The 16,030-nt window shown below is 63.1% G+C and carries 12 protein-coding genes and 1 pseudogene; 2 read left to right on the top strand and 11 right to left on the bottom strand.

The genetic code is table 11. From position 1 onward, the window contains the following. Positions 1–10: 10 nt before the first annotated feature. Together EXN22_RS26585 and EXN22_RS26580 are read left to right on the top strand one after the other, a co-directional pair. Positions 11–1,078: pseudogene (locus tag EXN22_RS26585) on the top strand (methyl-accepting chemotaxis protein); the annotation flags it as partial. A 30-nt stretch (positions 1,079–1,108) separates the two neighbouring features. Continuing rightward, entirely contained in the window at positions 1,109–1,981 is an 873-nt protein-coding gene (locus EXN22_RS26580; RefSeq protein WP_407691958.1) for a methyl-accepting chemotaxis protein, read from the top strand. Between the two features lie 63 nt (positions 1,982–2,044). On the opposite strand, the gene EXN22_RS03375 is transcribed toward EXN22_RS26580, so the two are convergent. The 11 genes from EXN22_RS03375 to hutH form a co-directional block, all read right to left on the bottom strand. Beyond that, the gene (locus tag EXN22_RS03375) at positions 2,045–2,779 is read right to left on the bottom strand and encodes an amino acid ABC transporter ATP-binding protein (protein ID WP_038999651.1); all 735 of its coding nucleotides are present in this window, start codon (positions 2,777–2,779) and stop codon (positions 2,045–2,047) included. Next, positions 2,772–3,734, bottom strand: coding sequence for an amino acid ABC transporter permease (locus EXN22_RS03370; protein ID WP_130262640.1), 963 nt, complete (start codon positions 3,732–3,734; stop codon positions 2,772–2,774). The genes EXN22_RS03375 and EXN22_RS03370 overlap by 8 nt, the downstream gene beginning before the upstream one ends. A gap of 79 nt (positions 3,735–3,813) precedes the next feature. Next, positions 3,814–4,614, bottom strand: coding sequence for a transporter substrate-binding domain-containing protein (locus tag EXN22_RS03365; RefSeq protein WP_165392270.1), 801 nt, complete (start codon positions 4,612–4,614; stop codon positions 3,814–3,816). 198 nt (positions 4,615–4,812) lie between these two features. Continuing rightward, on the bottom strand, positions 4,813–7,386 hold the full coding sequence (mdoH, locus tag EXN22_RS03360) for a glucans biosynthesis glucosyltransferase MdoH (protein ID WP_130262636.1): 2,574 nt from the start codon (positions 7,384–7,386) through the stop codon (positions 4,813–4,815). Further along, positions 7,379–9,094 carry a glucan biosynthesis protein G gene (locus EXN22_RS03355; RefSeq protein ID WP_130262634.1) on the bottom strand — a complete coding sequence of 572 codons (1,716 nt, stop codon included), beginning with the start codon at positions 9,092–9,094 and terminating at the stop codon, positions 7,379–7,381. The genes mdoH and EXN22_RS03355 overlap by 8 nt, the downstream gene beginning before the upstream one ends. 261 nt (positions 9,095–9,355) lie before the next feature. After that, positions 9,356–9,793 (bottom strand): D-aminoacyl-tRNA deacylase, encoded by a 438-nt coding sequence (gene dtd / locus EXN22_RS03350; RefSeq protein WP_130262632.1) that lies wholly within the window; start codon positions 9,791–9,793, stop codon positions 9,356–9,358. After that, positions 9,790–10,761, bottom strand: coding sequence for a prolyl aminopeptidase (pip, locus tag EXN22_RS03345; RefSeq protein ID WP_130262630.1), 972 nt, complete (start codon positions 10,759–10,761; stop codon positions 9,790–9,792). The genes dtd and pip overlap by 4 nt, the downstream gene beginning before the upstream one ends. Positions 10,762–10,920: 159 nt before the next feature. Next, positions 10,921–11,724 carry an N-formylglutamate deformylase gene (gene hutG / locus EXN22_RS03340; protein ID WP_130262628.1) on the bottom strand — a complete coding sequence of 268 codons (804 nt, stop codon included), beginning with the start codon at positions 11,722–11,724 and terminating at the stop codon, positions 10,921–10,923. Between the two features lie 10 nt (positions 11,725–11,734). Then, a complete protein-coding gene (gene hutI, locus EXN22_RS03335) occupies positions 11,735–12,940 on the bottom strand; it encodes an imidazolonepropionase (RefSeq protein ID WP_130262626.1) in 1,206 nt (401 codons plus the stop codon). 15 nt (positions 12,941–12,955) lie between these two features. Further along, positions 12,956–14,359 carry an amino acid permease gene (locus EXN22_RS03330; RefSeq protein WP_130262624.1) on the bottom strand — a complete coding sequence of 468 codons (1,404 nt, stop codon included), beginning with the start codon at positions 14,357–14,359 and terminating at the stop codon, positions 12,956–12,958. Between the two features lie 130 nt (positions 14,360–14,489). Further along, a complete protein-coding gene (gene hutH / locus EXN22_RS03325) occupies positions 14,490–16,022 on the bottom strand; it encodes a histidine ammonia-lyase (protein WP_130262622.1) in 1,533 nt (510 codons plus the stop codon). Positions 16,023–16,030: the final 8 nt, after the last annotated feature.

Here is a 16,030-nt window from a genome sequence, read left to right as displayed (position 1 = left end):
CTCGCGGCCGATGCATTGGCAACAGAACAATAATCGCCTCTGCCGATCGCAATGGAGTCCCACCATGTACCGTTGGTTAGCCCAGCATCTGGGTAATGTGAGCGTCAACCTCAAACTCGGCATTGGCTTCGGCCTGGTCCTGCTGCTGACCCTGAGCATTACCCTGACCGGCTGGCAGGGCCTGAACGGTATCACCGAGCGCGGCGACACCCTGGGCGGAATCTCCCAGGTGCACCAGGCCACCCTCGAACTGCGTATCGCCCGTCAGGGCTACCAACTCAAGGGCGACGAGGCGGCCGCGCAAAACCTCAGCAACGCCCTGGCGGCGCTGGAACGCCAACTGCAAACAGTCGACCAACGCATCGTCCTGCCCGAGAACCGCCGCCGGATCGAGCAGCAGCACGAAGCCGTGCGCCAGTATCGCCAGGCCCTCGACAGTGCCGACAAGGCCGCCCGGCAGCGTGAAGCCAGCCGCGCCGTGCTTGGCAACAGCGCCGACGAGGCCGCGGCGCTGATCGCCCAGGTCGAGCAACAACTGCTTGGCGGCAGCGACCTGAACCTGTTCAACAGCGTGGTCGGCGCCAGCAAGTTGTTGCAACAGGCGCGCTTCCAGGTTCGCGGCTACACCTACAGCGGCAAGGCCGAATTCCAGCAGACCGCGCTACAAGCCATCGAGCAGGCCACCGCGCAACTCAAGACCCTGGCCGAAGTGCTGCCCGCCAGCTACTCCAGCAACTTCAACCAGGCGGCGCGCGCCCTGGACAACTATCGCGGCGCGGTGATCGAATTCGGCAACGCGCAAAACGCTTCCGAGCAGGCCGCCCAACAGATGGTCGTGCTGGGCCAGAACCTGATCGAGCTCAGCCAGCAACTGTCCACCACCCTCACCGGCCTGCGCGATGAAGAGGCGCAGCACGCCAAGTCGATGCTGGCCCTGGCCACCGCGCTGGCCTTGCTGATCGGCCTGCTGGCCGCCTGGGCCATCACCCGGCAGATCATCATCCCCCTGCGCCAGACCCTCAACGCCGCCGACCGGGTTGCCAGTGGCGACCTGCGCCACGACCTCAAGGTCGAGCGCCGCGACGAACTGGGCCAGTTGCAGCGCAGCATGCAGCGCATGACCGTCAGCCTGCGCGAACTGATCGGTGGCATCGGCGACGGCGTCACCCAGATTGCCAGCGCCGCCGAAGAGCTGTCGGCGGTGACCGAGCAGACCAGCGCCGGGGTCAACAATCAAAAGGTCGAAACCGACCAGGTGGCCACTGCCATGAACGAAATGGCCGCGACCGTGCAGGAAGTCGCGCGCAATGCCGAGGAAGCCTCGGAGGCCGCAGTGATGGCCGACCAGCAGGCCCGTGAGGGTGATCGGGTGGTCGGCGAAGCCATCGCCCAGATCGAGCGACTGGCCAGCGAGGTCAACCACTCCAGCGAAGCCATGGGCCAGCTCAAGGCCGAGAGCGACAAGATCGGCAGTGTGCTCGATGTGATCAAGTCAGTGGCCCAGCAGACCAACCTGCTGGCCCTCAACGCCGCCATCGAAGCAGCCCGTGCCGGCGAAGCCGGGCGTGGCTTTGCCGTGGTGGCTGACGAAGTGCGCAGCCTGGCGCAACGCACCCAGCAGTCCACCGAAGAGATCGAACAATTGATCGCCGGCCTGCAGAACGGCACCCAGCAGGTGGCCTCGGTCATGGACGCCAGCCGTGGTCTGACCGACAGCAGCGTCGAACTGACCCGCCGCGCCGGTACTTCGCTGGAAACCATCACCCGCACCGTCTCGTCGATCCAGGCGATGAACCAGCAGATCGCCGCAGCTGCCGAGCAGCAGAGCGCGGTGGCCGAAGAGATCAACCGCAGCGTGATGAATGTACGTGATGTGTCGGATCAGACCTCGGCCGCCAGTGAAGAGACAGCGGCGTCGAGCGTTGAACTGGCGCGCTTGGGCACCCATTTGCAGACGCTGGTCGGCAAGTTCCAGCTTTAGAAAGCATCGCGGGGCAAGCCCGCTCCCACCTCTGTGGGAGCGGGCTTGCCCCGCGATACGGCCTCAAAGTACCTGACGCAAAAACGCCTGAGCGCGCAGGTCCTTGGGCGAGGTGAAGAACGCCTCAGGCGGCGAATCTTCCAGCAGCTTGCCATGGTCGAAGAACAGCACCCGGTCCGCCACTTCCCGGGCAAAGCCCATTTCGTGGGTAACGCAAACCATGGTCATGCCTTCCAGAGCCAGGGTCTTCATCACATCCAGCACTTCGCCGACCATCTCCGGGTCGAGCGCCGAGGTCGGCTCATCGAACAGCATCACCTTGGGGTCCATGGCCAGGGCGCGGGCGATCGCCACCCGCTGCTGTTGACCACCGGACAGGCGCGACGGGTACTCATTGGCCTTCTGAGCGATACCAACCTTCTCCAGCAAGGCCCGGGCCTTGGCCTCGCGCTCGGCCTTGCCGCGCTTGCGCACAACCTTCTGCGCAAGACACAGGTTCTCCAGCACGGTCATGTGCGGGAACAGGTTGAAATGCTGGAACACCATGCCGACTTCACGGCGGTAGGCGTTGACGTCGGTCTTCGGGTCGGCCAGTTGCAGGCCGTCGATGGCCACGGTGCCTTCATCGAACGACTCCAGGCCGTTCAGGCAGCGCAAAAACGTCGACTTGCCCGAGCCCGAAGGGCCGAGCACCACCAGCACTTCGCCCTTGGCCACGTCGGTGCTGACGTGATCCACCGCGCGCACGACCTGCCCACGGGTGTCGAAGACTTTTACCAGGTCACGGACTTCAATCACTTTGCGCAAGCCTCCGCTCAAGCCGGCTGGCCATGTGCGACAGCGGCAGGTTGATCAACAGGTACAGGCCGGCGACGCAGAACCAGATCTCGAACGTCGAGAACGAGGTGGTGATCGCCTCGCGACCGCTTTTGGTCAGTTCGGTGATGGCGATCACCGAGACCAGCGAGGTGTCCTTGACCAGGCTGATGAACTGCCCGGCCAAGGGTGGCAGCACGCGCTTGAAGGCTTGCGGCAGCACCACGTGGCGCATCGACTGGCCGGCGCTCAGGCCCAGCGAGCGGGCAGCCTCACCCTGACCCTTGGCGATCGACTGCACGCCTGCACGAACGATCTCGGCGACATAGGCACCGGTAAACAGCGCCAGCGCCGCCACCCCGGCAAACTCCCGGGACAGGTTGAGCACGGTACCGATGAAGAAGTAGAAGATGAAAATCTGCACCAGCAGCGGTGTGCCGCGCACCAGCTCGACGTAGACCGTCGACAGGTCACGCAGGGTCGGGTTGTTCGACAGCCGGCAGAGCCCGGCAAACAGGCCGATCAAGAGCCCCAGCACGCCAGAGGCGACCGAGATCCACACCGTGGTCCACAGGCCCCAGGCCAGCGGGCCGGCCGCCCAGTGATGGGTAACGCCGATCAGGTCGCCTTCGGCCACATCGTCGCCGCGCGACAACTGCACGCTGGCTTGCTCGACCTCGAAGACCTGCTCGCCGCCGCTCTCGTCACGTACGGTGACGCTGGCCATGTCGCCCTTGCTGACGATGGCTTCGATGGTGCCGTTTTCACTGATGCGCTGAGCGACTTCCGCCTGGTAGGCGAAGTATTGCGGCACCCGGTTCCAGCGCCACTCGTAGGAAATCATCGAGGTCGCGTAATACAGGCTGATCGCCAGGCCGATCAGGACCAGCGCGGTCAACCCGTGCCAGGGCCACTGGGCTTTCTTGTGTTTGATCACGTGAGGGTACTTCCGTAAAAGCGAACGCGCAGGGCGTAGCCTGCGCGTCGGGTTTCAAGCCAGGCGTGCTGCCGTGGCCTTATTCCATGTCCTTGAGCCAGGCGGTGTCCTTGAACCACTTGTCGTGGATTCGATCGTAGGTACCGTCGTGCTTGATCTGGTGCAGGAAGTTGTTGATGAAGTTGAGGCTGTCGTAGTCGCCCTTCTTCAGGCCGAAGGCCAAAGGCTCGAAGGTGAACGGCTTGTCGAGGAACAGCAGCTTGCCTGCGCCGGCCTTGTTCACCGCCACAACGTTGTAAGGCGCGTCGTAGACGAAGGCGTCGGCCTTGCCGTTGACCACGTCCATCACCGCTTCCTGCTCGTTATCGTAGCCGTGGTACTTGGCCTTGCCGATCAGCTTCTTGGCGACCATCTCACCGGTGGTGCCGAGCTTGGAGGTCAGGCGGTACTTCTCGTTGTTCAGGTCTTTGTAGGACTTGATCTCGCCCGCCAGCTCCTTGCGGATCAGCAGGGTCTGACCGACAACGATGAAGGGTTCGCTGAAGTTCAGCTTGAGGTTGCGTTCCTGGGTCAGGGTCATGCCGCTGCTGATGATGTCGAACTTGTCGGTCATCAGGGCCGGGATGATGCCATCGTAGGAAGTGGAGACCATCTCCAGCTTGACGCCCATGGACTTGGCCATGGCCTTGAGGATATCGACTTCGAAGCCGACGATCTCGCCACGCTTGTTAGTCATCTGGAACGGCATGTAGGTAGGGTCCATACCTGCTCGCAGGGTGCCACGCTTGACTGCCTCATCAATGGCACCGGCCGCCTGGGCGGCATTGACCGCAACAAGCGCCGTGACGCCGACCAGCAGCATCGACAGATACTTCTTAATCATCACCAGATCCCCCAGCAAGAAAGCTCGAATTTTATTTTTAGTGCGAACCGTCCTACTCAGACGGGTGCGAGATATTCGGGGAGGGATGCTAACGCATGGACAGCGTTGTGGGTATCGGAAAAAGGGCTGAAACCAATCGCGGGGCAAGCCCGCTCCCACAGTGTGGACTGTGGGATGGGCTTGCCCCGCGATCAGTCAGGCACTGGCCAGCACAGGCTGCACGGAAGGCTCCGGATGCAGGGGCAGCAACGGCGAGTGCGGATCGTTGGCGATCGACTGACGCCAGACACCCAGCCACGCCTCGTTCTGCTCGGCCCAGACCGCCGTGTGCAGGCGCGCCAGTGCTACTGGATCGCTGAGCAGGGCCAGCCGGGTATTACCGTCCAGGCCGCCAGGGCCAACCTCCAGGGCCTTGGCGATACGCTCGGCACGCAGCGTCTCGATCGGCGCGGCGACACCGTGGCGTGCAGTGGCCAGGGCACATGCCAGGGCGTTCTGCTGCGGGTCGACCACAGCACGCACGAAACCGTCGTGCATGGCATGCCAGCGGTTCTCGTGGGTGTACTGGTCGGTGGCCAGCAGCTCCTGCGGGGTGGCGTATTCCTCGGGAATCAGGAACAGGCTTTCGTCCTTGGCCCGCAGGCCCAGGTGCACGCGGCTGGAGATCACCGAAACCGGGATCGACAGCATCAAGGAACCTACGATCGGTACCAGCCACCACAGGAAGCTTGGGTTCAGCCATGCCACCAGCAACGCCCAGGCCACGCCCAGCAGGGTTTGCGGACCATGGCGGCGTACCGCTTCGCTCCACGGGGTGGAGTCGTCGTCACGCTGCGGCGAGTTCCAGGTCGCGGCCCAGCCGAGGAACGCGGCGAGCACGAAACGGGTGTGGAAGATCATCCGCACCGGTGCCAGGAGCATGGAGAAGAGCATCTCCAGCAGCATCGACACGGTCACCTTGAAGCGCCCGCCAAACTCCTTCGCGCCCTTGGCCCAGATCAGGATGACGCTGAGCAGCTTGGGCAGGAACAGCAGCACGATGGTGGTGGAGAACAGCGCGATGGCCTTCTCCGGGTGCCACTGCGGCCACAACGGATAGAGCTGGCGGGGTTCCAGGAAGTACTGCGGCTCCATCAGGGTGTTGGTCGCCAGCAATGCGGTCGACAGCACCAGGAAGAAGAACCACAACGGCGCCGACAGGTACGACATCACCCCGGTGAGGAACACCGCACGGTGCACCGGGTGCATGCCCTTGACCAGGAACAGGCGGAAGTTCATCAGGTTGCCGTGGCACCAGCGCCGGTCGCGCTTGAGCTCGTCGAGCAGGTTCGGCGGCAGTTCTTCGTAGCTGCCCGGCAGGTCATAGGCAATCCACACGCCCCAGCCAGCCCGGCGCATCAGCGCCGCTTCAACGAAGTCGTGGGAGAGGATCGCACCGGCAAAGGCACCCTTGCCCGGCAACGGCGCCAGGGCGCAGTGCTCGATGAAGGGCTTCATGCGGATGATCGCGTTATGACCCCAGTAGTGCGACTCACCGAGCTGCCAGAAGTGCAGGCCGGCGGTGAACAGTGGGCCGTAGACGCGGGTGGCGAACTGCTGCATGCGCGCATACAGGGTGTCCATGCCCGAGGCTTTGGGCGCGGTCTGGATGATCCCGGCGTCCGGGTTGGCCTCCATCAGGCGCACCAGGCTGGTCAGGCATTCGCCGCTCATCACGCTGTCGGCGTCGAGCACTACCATATAGCGGTAGTCGCCACCCCAGCGACGGCAGAAGTCGTCGAGGTTGCCGCTCTTGCGTTTGACCCGGCGACGACGGCGACGGTAGAAAATCCGCCCGAAGCCCTTGGCCTCACGGCAGACTTCCAGCCAGGCCTGTTGCTCGGCCACGGCGATGTCGGTGTCGTTGGTGTCGCTGAGCACGAAGAAGTCAAAACGGTCGAGGTCACCGGTCGCGGCGACCGACTCGAACGTCGCCCGCAGGCCCGCGAATACTCGTGGCACGTCTTCGTTGCAGATCGGCATGACGATCGCGGTGCGGGCACCGGCTTCGATCGGTTCGTTGCCGGCGCTGCTGCCGGAGATACGGTACTTGTCCCGCCCGGTGAGCAGCTCCAGAAAGCCCATCAATGCGGTCCAGAAACCCGCCGAGACCCAGCAGAACAGGATGCCGAAGAGGACCAGGATGCTGGTCTGCAATGCATACGGCCAGACTTGCGAGGCGGTCTGCATCAACGGTTGGTGCATGACTTCGTCAAGGTCGACGAACGACCAGCCCTGGTACGGCAGGATGCCCTTCATGTACCAGCCGGCGACGATAGTCTGACCAAGCATCAGCGCCAGCAGGATGTAGCGGCGCATCGAGCCGACCCAGCGCCAGCGCGCCTTGGGTAGCTCGCGCTTTTCTGGTGCCGGCGCGTTGGTGCGGCCGGTCAGGCGGCGCCAGGCGCGGATCAGAATATTGGTCCGCCACGGCTCGGGAATGACCCGGGTGCGACGAATTGGCGGGGTGGCCTTGAGGCACACCCGACCGCTGCCATCGACCGCGAGCATCTCGGCGTCTTGCAGTTCTTCAGCGCTGGCCAGGTGCAGGCGCTCGCCCACCGAGGCCTGGACGGCCTCGGCAGCGTTGGCGTCCGGCTGGGCAGACAGATGTTGGTGCAGCTCACTGAACGACGTGCAGCGGGCGAGTTCGGCGCGCTGTTCGTCGCTCAGTGGCAGGTGGGCCAGGTACTCGCTGAGCGATTCTGGCCGGGTTTGAGCATTACTCATCGGCAGGCAACTGATAGCTCCAGGTCTCGGTCAGCACCTGTTCGGTGGTGGCCGGTGCCCCGGTGGTGGACGCCGCGTCGGCGGCAGGTTGCTCGGCAGGCTTTTCAGCCTTGGCGTGTTTGGCCGCAGCCTTGTCCTGCTTGCTTGGTTTGGCAGGCTTGGCCGGCTCGACCGGAACGTCACGCAGCAGGGCAGCGCGCATTTCCACGGACTTGCTCGGATCCTTGACCTTCAACCGCAGGGTCAGGCGCCAGCCTTTGATTTCCGGGTTGTAGCGCAGGTTGTTCTCGACCACCTCGGCGTTGTCGCCGACGCTGACCTGGCTACGCACGGCGGTGTCTGCCGGCAGCTCGCTCAGTACCGGACCTTCGAAGTCGACCAGGAAGGCAACGCTGCCATCGGCCTGACGAATCAGGTTGGACTGCTTGACGTCACCGGTCGAGCGCAGGGTCTGCTTGACCCAGCCCAGTTTCGGCGAGTGCAGCTCGGACTCGTCGATGGTCCAGTGCAAGCGGTAGGCGTATTCGAACGGGGTACCTGGCTCCGGCAGTTTCTCCGGGCTCCAGAACGCCACGATATTGTCGTTGGTTTCGTCGGCAGTCGGGATCTCGACCAGATCGACGGTACCCTTGCCCCAGTCACCGACCGGCTCGATCCAGGCGCTTGGACGCTTCTGGTAGTTGTCGTCGAGGTCTTCGAACTGGCTGAATTCACGTTGACGTTGCAGCAGGCCGAAACCACGCGGGTTCTCGACGCTGAAGTTGCTCACGGCCAGGTGTTTCGGGTTGTTCAGCGGGCGCCACAGCCACTCGCCGTTGCCGGCGTGGATCGACAGGCCTTCGGAGTCGTGCAGGGCCGGACGGTAGTTGAGCACCTTGGACGGCTGGTTGCCACCGAACAGGAACATGCTGGTCAGCGGGGCAATACCCAGGCGGCTGACGTGGTCGCGCAGGAACACCTTGGACTGCACGTCGACAATGGTGTCGCTGCCCGGACGCAGGGTCAGGCGGTAGGCGCCGGTGGAGCGCGGCGAATCAAGCAGGGCGTAGATCACCAGTTGCTTGTCGGTGGCTTTGGGACGCACGATCCAGAACTCGCTGAAGCGTGGGAACTCTTCACCCGACGGCAGCGCGGTGTCGATGGCCAGGCCACGGGCGGACAAGCCATACACATGGCCCTTGCCGACCACGCGGAAATAGCTGGCGCCCAGCAGGGTCATGATTTCATCCTGCTTGTCGGCCTTGTTGATCGGGTAGAGCACGCGGAAACCGGCGTACCCCAGCTTCTCGGTGGCCTTGGCGTCGAACTGCAGGTCGCCGAAGTCGAAGCGGCTCGGGTCGTATTTGATCTCTTTCACGGCTTTCGCGGTGATTTCGTTGATCTTGACCGGCGTGTCGAAATGCATGCCCTGGTGGTAGAAGGACAGCTTGAACGGCGTCTTGTCCTTGGCCCACTCGGCTTTTTCATTGAGGAAGCGGATTTTCTGGTAGTCCGCGTACTTCATGTCACGGAACACCGCCGGCAGATTGCTTTTCGGCGCCTCGTACTTTTGTCCGGCAAGATCCTTTGCCTTGGCCGCGACATCGTCAAGGTTGAACGCCCAGAGCTGGCCTGCGCCGAGCAGGCTTACCAGCGTTGCGCCTGCCAACAGGGCCTTGCGCAACCGAATGCCGGGAGTTCTTGGTGCATTACAGGGACTTACAATCACGAGCAACCCTCGCCGAAAACAGATCATAAAACCAACGGCCAGCGACATATGCCAGGTTGGCGAGCACTGTTCGGACTCCGAAAGGGCGCAATGATTCCCCAAACGGTTCCGGACAGTCTCAAGTCAGAGTGAAACGAACCTGCGAACACAGGCTCACATAGCGCGCGATTATCCAGCAGGCCGCGTTACAACGCATCAGGCGGAACAAACTATTTCTGCTGGAAAACCCCTTGTTTTGCCGCAAACAGGGGTTTTTTGCCATCATATTTGTAACATAAATGTTACCGGGCCATCATTGACCAGGTGCACCTGCATGTCAGCCCCGAACTGACCACTGGCAACCGTCGCGTGCTGCGCATGGGCCTGAGCCAGCAAATAGTCGAAAAGTTCGGCGCCCAGCGCCGGTGGCGCCGCCGTCGAGAAGCTTGGGCGCAGGCCACTCTGGGTATCGGCGGCCAGGGTGAACTGCGACACCAGCAACAGACCGCCGCCGATGTCCTTGAGCGACAGGTTCATCTTGCCCTCGGCATCGCTGAACACCCGATAATTGAGCAGCTTGTGCAACAGTTTGTCGGCATGGACCCGGGTATCGCCAGGCTCGACCGCGACCAGCACCAGCAGGCCCTGGTCGATCGCGCCAACGGTCTTGCCCTCGACATCTACCCGCGCGCCGCGCGCCCGTTGCAGCAAACCCTTCATGCTTCTTCCAGAGGCAGGTCGAGCAGACGCCGGGCCATCTGGTCGGCGGCACGCACCAGCGCATCGGTGATACCCGGCTCGGAAGCCGCGTGACCTGCGTCGCGAATCACCTTCAGTTCACTGTTGGGCCAGGCCTGATGCAGCTCCCAGGCATTGTCCAGCGGACAGATCACGTCGTAGCGGCCATGCACGATCACCGCCGGCAGATGGGCGATCTTCGGCATGTCGCGGATCAGCTGGTTCGACTCCAGGAAGGCATTGTTGGTGAAGTAGTGGCATTCGATGCGGGCGATCGACAGCGCGCGCTGCGGCTCGGAGAAGCGATCGACCACCAGCGGGTTGGGCCGCAGGGTCGCGGTGCGCCCTTCCCAGGTCGACCACGCCTTGGCGGCATGCATCTGGGCAATTTGGTCGTTGCCAGTCAGGCGCTTGTGGAAGGCCTTGACCAGGTCGCCACGCTCTTCGGCCGGAATCGGTGCGATGTAGTCCTGCCAGTAGTCGGGAAACAGGCGGCTGGCGCCAGCCTGGTAGAACCATTCGATCTCTTGCGGGCGGCACAGGAAGATACCGCGCAGGATCAGGCCATGCACACGCTCGGGGTGGGTCTGGGCATAAGCCAGGGCCAGGGTCGAGCCCCAGGAGCCACCGAACAGTACCCATTTTTCGATGCCCAGGTGCTTGCGGATGCGCTCAAGGTCTTCGACCAGGTGCCAGGTGGTGTTGTTTTCCAGGCTGGCATGGGGGGTCGAACGGCCGCAGCCACGCTGATCGAAGGTAATGATGCGGTACAGGTTGGGATCGAAATAGCAGCGGCTTTGGGCATCGCAGCCGGCCCCCGGGCCACCATGGATGAACACCACCGGCAGACCCTCCGGCGAACCGCTTTCATCGACGTACAACACATGCGGTGCTTCCACGGCCAGATCGTGCCGGGCGTAAGGTTTGATCTGTGGGTACAAGGTCTGCATTACGCACTCCGTGTGGGAATTATTCTGCCGTTGGGCATCATAAACCTGAATTGCGCTTTGAGCATGTACCTGTGATGGCTTTGGGGCCTCATCGCGGGTCAAGCCCGCTCCTACATTTCTGTGGGAGCGGGCTTGCCCCGCGATGCAGGCGCCGCAGAATCAGCGTGAATAGCGCTCCTTGCCCCACGCCAATACCGTCTCCAGCAATTGCTTCAACACCACCTGGGTTGGAGCAGCCAGATCCTCGCGATACTTGAACGGCTCGACCTCTTCCATATAGGTACTCTGCGCCAGCTCCAGCTGCACTGCATGGATATGATTGGCCGGGTCGCCATAGTGCCGGGTAATGTGCCCACCCTTGAAACGACCATTGAGTACATGGCTGTACTGGTCAAATTTCGCACACACGCCCTGCAGCCTTTGCGCCAACTGCGGATCACAACTGGCGCCATTGAAGGTGCCGAGGTTGAAGTCTGGCAGCTTGCCGTCGAACAGGTGCGGGATGTGCGAGCGGATCGAGTGGGCATCCCACAGCAAGGCATAGCCAAACTGCTCGCGCAGGCGCTCCAGTTCGTTGCGCAGGGTGTCATGGTAGGGCCGCCAGATCGCTTCCAGGTACCCTGCCCGCTCCTGCTCTGTCGGCACCTTGCCGTCCTTGAACAGCGGCTCGCCCTCGAACAGGGTCGCCGGGTACAGGCCGGTGGTGGCACCGACGTACAGCGGCTTGTCGTCGTCCGGGCGGTTCAGGTCGATGACGAAACGCGAATACTCGGCCGCGACCACGCTGGCACCCAGCGTGCGGGCAAAGTCGTACAGCGTTGGAATGTGCCAGTCGGTGTCCGGCAGGCTTTGCGCCTGCTCGACCAGACCATCCTGCACCATCGAGGTCAGGCGTACGCCGGCGTGGGGCATGCTGATCAGCAGCGGCAGCGTGCCCTGGTGAAAATTCAGTACCTTGTCCATAGGCCCTCTCTTAATTGAATAGTTCATGGCCCAGGCGCACCACCCGCTTGGGCAGGTCGCCACCGAGCCAGTAGGCCAGGTCGGCCGGTCGTTCAATCTGCCAGGCGACGAAATCGGCGACCTTGCCCACCTCCAGCGAACCGTGGCTGTCGCCCAGGCCCAAGGCTGTTGCCGCATGCTGGGTAACACCGGCCAGGGCTTCTTCCGGAGTCATGCGGAACAGGGTGCACGCCATGTTCAGCATCAGGCGCAAGGACAGCGCCGGCGAAGTCCCCGGATTGAGATCACTGGCGATAGCAATCTTCACTCCATGCTTGCGCAGGGCGTCCATCGGCGGCAACTGGGTTTCACGCAGGAAGTAGAAGGCACCGGGCAGCAGCACCGCCACGGTGCCGGCCGCCGCCATGGCGATGGCGTCGTCTTCGGTCATGAACTCCAGATGATCGGCCGACAGCGCCTGGTAGCGTGCTGCCAGGCTGGAGCCGGCCAGGGACGACAGTTGTTCGGCATGTAACTTGACCGGCAGCCCCAACTCACGCGCCTTGATGAATACCCGTTCGACCTGGGCCGGCGAAAATGCCAGGTACTCACAGAAGGCATCGACGGCGTCCACCAGCCCCTCGGCAGCCAGGGCCGGGAGCATTTCATCGCAGATATGGCTGATGTAGTCGTCAGCCCGATCCTTGTACTCCGGCGGCAAGGCATGGGCGGCCAGGCAGGTGCTGCGCACGGTCAATGGCAGCTCCTCGCCCAGGCGGCGGATGACCTTGAGCAGCTTGCGCTCGCTGGCCAGGTCCAGGCCATAACCAGACTTGATCTCCAGCGTGGTGACGCCATCGCGCATCAGCGCCTGCACGCGCTGGCGGGCGCTGGCGAACAATTCGTCCTCGCTGGCTGCACGGGTAGCGCGCACGGTGCTGGCAATGCCGCCACCCTGGGCGGCGATCTCGGCATAACTGACCCCTTGCAGGCGCTGTTCGAACTCGCCGCTGCGGTTGCCGCCGAACACCGCGTGAGTATGGCAGTCGATCAACCCCGGAGTGACCCAGGCGCCGCCCAGGTCCACGGTTCTGTCAGCGACCAGATCCGGCAGCTGCTGGCGCGGGCCGATCCACTCGATACGGCCGGCGCTGGTGACGATCGCCGCATCCTCGATGATCGAGTAGGCGCCTTGCGCCATGCTTGCCACATGGCAATGCTGCCAGAGGGTTTTCATCCAGAATCTCCTTGATCAGAGTTGAGTAGGTTCCTGCACCAGCGGCTGCGCGCTGGCAACCACCTGCGGCTTGCACCAGAGCTTGTAGGCCACCACCAGGAACAGCACCCAGACCACACCCACCAACAGTGCTGCCTGGGTATCAGGGAAGTACCCGAGCACGCCGAAGACGAACAGCATGAAGGCAATCGCTGCGGCCGGGCCATAAGGCCAGAACGGTACCGGGAATTTCAGCTGGGCGACTTCGTCACGGCTCATGCTGCGACGCATGGCGACCTGGGTCACCAGGATCATCAGCCAGACCCAGACGGTTGCGAAGGTGGCGATCGAGGCAATCAGCAGGAAGACGTTTTCCGGGATCAGGTAGTTGAGCACCACGCCGCCGAGCAAGGCTGCCCCCATGACCACTACGGTCATCCACGGCACGCCGTGACGGGAGATCTTGGCAAAGCCTCTAGGCGCCTGCCCTTGCTGGGCCAGACCGTACATCATGCGCCCGGCGCCGAAGATGTCGCTGTTGATGGCCGAGATCGCCGCCGAGATCACCACGATGTTCAGCACGGTCGCCGCCGAGCCGATCCCCAGGTTGCTGAAGATCTGCACGAACGGGCTGCCCTGGCTGCCAATCTGCGGCCATGGGTACAGGCACATCAGCACGAACAGGGTCAGCACATAGAACAGCAGGATGCGCATCGGCACGGCGTTGATCGCCTTGGGGATGACGCGCTGCGGATCCTTCGCTTCACCGGCGGTGATGCCGATGATCTCGATGCCGCCGAAGGCAAACATCACCACGGCAAACGACGCGATCAGGCCACTAACACCGTTGGGCATGAAGCCACCATGCTCGAACAGGTTGCTGACGCCCACGGCGTTGTCGGCACCGGCATTGCTCAGGCCGAAGGCCATGATGCCGAAGCCTGCGAGGATCATCGCGACGATGGCGCCGACCTTGAGCAGCGACAGCCAGAACTCCATCTCGCCGAACACCTTGACGTTACACAGGTTCAGGCCGCCGATCAGGAAGACGATGCCCAGCACCCAGATCCAGCGCGCCACTTCCGGAAACCAGAAGCCCATATAAATGCCGAAGGCGGTGACGTCGGCCAGACAGACGATGATCATTTCAAAGGCATAGGTCCAGCCGAGGATGAACCCCGACATCGGCCCCAGGTAGGTGCTGGCGTAATGACCGAAGGAGCCGGCCACCGGGTTGTGCACGGCCATTTCACCCAGCGCGCGCATAACCATGAACACCGCTGCACCACCGATCAGGTAGGCCAGCAGTACTGCCGGTCCAGCCATCTGGATGGCCGAGGCGGAACCGTAAAACAACCCGGTGCCGATCGCCGAGCCCAGTGCCATGAAGCGAATGTGACGCGCGGTAAGCCCGCGCTTCAAACCTTGAGTTTGTTGCATGTCACGTCCTTATTGTTGTTCTGGTCGTGAAAATGATTGAGCTGCTTCATCGACCATCGCGGGGCAAGCCCGCTCCCACAGTAGGAGCGGGCTTGCCCCGCGAAGTCGCTCGCAGCCACCCCTTGGGGGATTACAGGCTAGGCAGGACCTTGGCCGGCAGCAGGCCGGTCAGTTGGCCTTCGGCCAGCAGGGCGATGGCCGCCTCGATGTCCGGAGCGAAGAAGCGGTCTTTCTCGTAGAAGGCGACCTTGCCACGCAAGGTCTGACGCGCCTGCTCCAGCTTCGGCGAAGTCTTCAGGCCTTCGCGCAGATCCAGGCCTTGCGCCGCAGCCAGCCATTCCACGGCGAGCACACCACGGGTGTTCTCGGCCATTTCCCACAGACGCTTGCCGGCAGCCGGGGCCATCGACACGTGGTCTTCCTGGTTGGCCGAGGTCGGCAGGCTGTCGACGCTGTGCGGATGCGCCAGGGCCTTGTTCTCGCTGGCCAGGGCCGCAGCGGTAACCTGGGCAATCATGAAGCCGGAGTTGACCCCGCCATTGGCAACCAGGAACGGAGGCAGCTGGGACATGTGCTTGTCCATCATCAGCGAAATGCGGCGCTCACTGAGCGAACCGATTTCAGCGATGGCCAGGGCCATGTTGTCGGCAGCCATGGCGACCGGTTCGGCGTGGAAGTTACCGCCGGAAATCACGTCACCTTCGGCCGCGAACACCAGCGGGTTGTCGGACACCGCGTTGGCTTCGACCACCAGTACATCGGCGGCCTGGCGCAGCTGGGTCAGGCAGGCGCCCATGACCTGTGGCTGGCAACGCAGCGAGTACGGGTCCTGGACTTTGCCGCAGTTCTCATGGGAAGCAGACACTTCGCTGCCGTCACCGAGCAGGTCGCGGTAGCAGGCCGCAACATCGATCTGCCCACGTTGGCCACGGGCTTCGTGGATACGGGCATCGAATGGCGAGCGCGAGCCGAGCACGGCTTCCACGGTCAGGGCGCCGATAGAGGCTGCGGCGGCGAACAGGTCTTCGCCTTCGAACAGGCCGCGCAAGGCATAGGCAGTGGATGCCTGGGTACCGTTGAGCAGTGCCAGACCTTCCTTGGCCGCCAGGGTCAGCGGCTCAAGGCCGGCAACCGCCAGGGCTTCGGTGGCCGACAACCATTGGCCGTTGTGGCGGGCCTTGCCTTCACCGAGCAGTACCAGCGACATGTGTGCCAGCGGAGCGAGGTCGCCAGAAGCGCCGACCGAACCCTTGAGCGGAATGTGTGGATAGACTTCGGCGTTGATCAGCGCGATCAGCGCGTCAATCACCTTGCGGCGGATGCCCGAGAAACCACGGCTCAGGCTGTTGACCTTGAGCACCATGATCAGCCGTACCAGGGCATCATCGATTGGTTGGCCAACGCCTGCGGCGTGGGACAGCACCAGCGAACGCTGGAGGTTTTCCAGGTCGTGGCTGGCGATACGGGTCGAGGCCAGCAGGCCGAAACCGGTGTTGATGCCGTAGGCGGTGCGGTTCTCCGCAAGAATCTGCTCGACACAGGCGACGCTGGCGTCGATCTGCTGGTTAGCGCTGGCATCGAGCTTGAGCTTCACCGGCTGCTGGTAGATCGCACGCAGTTGCGCCAGGGTCAGGGTGCCAGGCTTGAGGGTCAATTCAGTCACGTTAATGC

The organism is Pseudomonas tructae (assembly GCF_004214895.1).
Lineage (GTDB): Bacteria > Pseudomonadota > Gammaproteobacteria > Pseudomonadales > Pseudomonadaceae > Aquipseudomonas > Aquipseudomonas tructae.
Note: the sequence above shows the minus strand (reverse complement) of the source record. Positions and strands in the feature narration are given on the sequence as shown.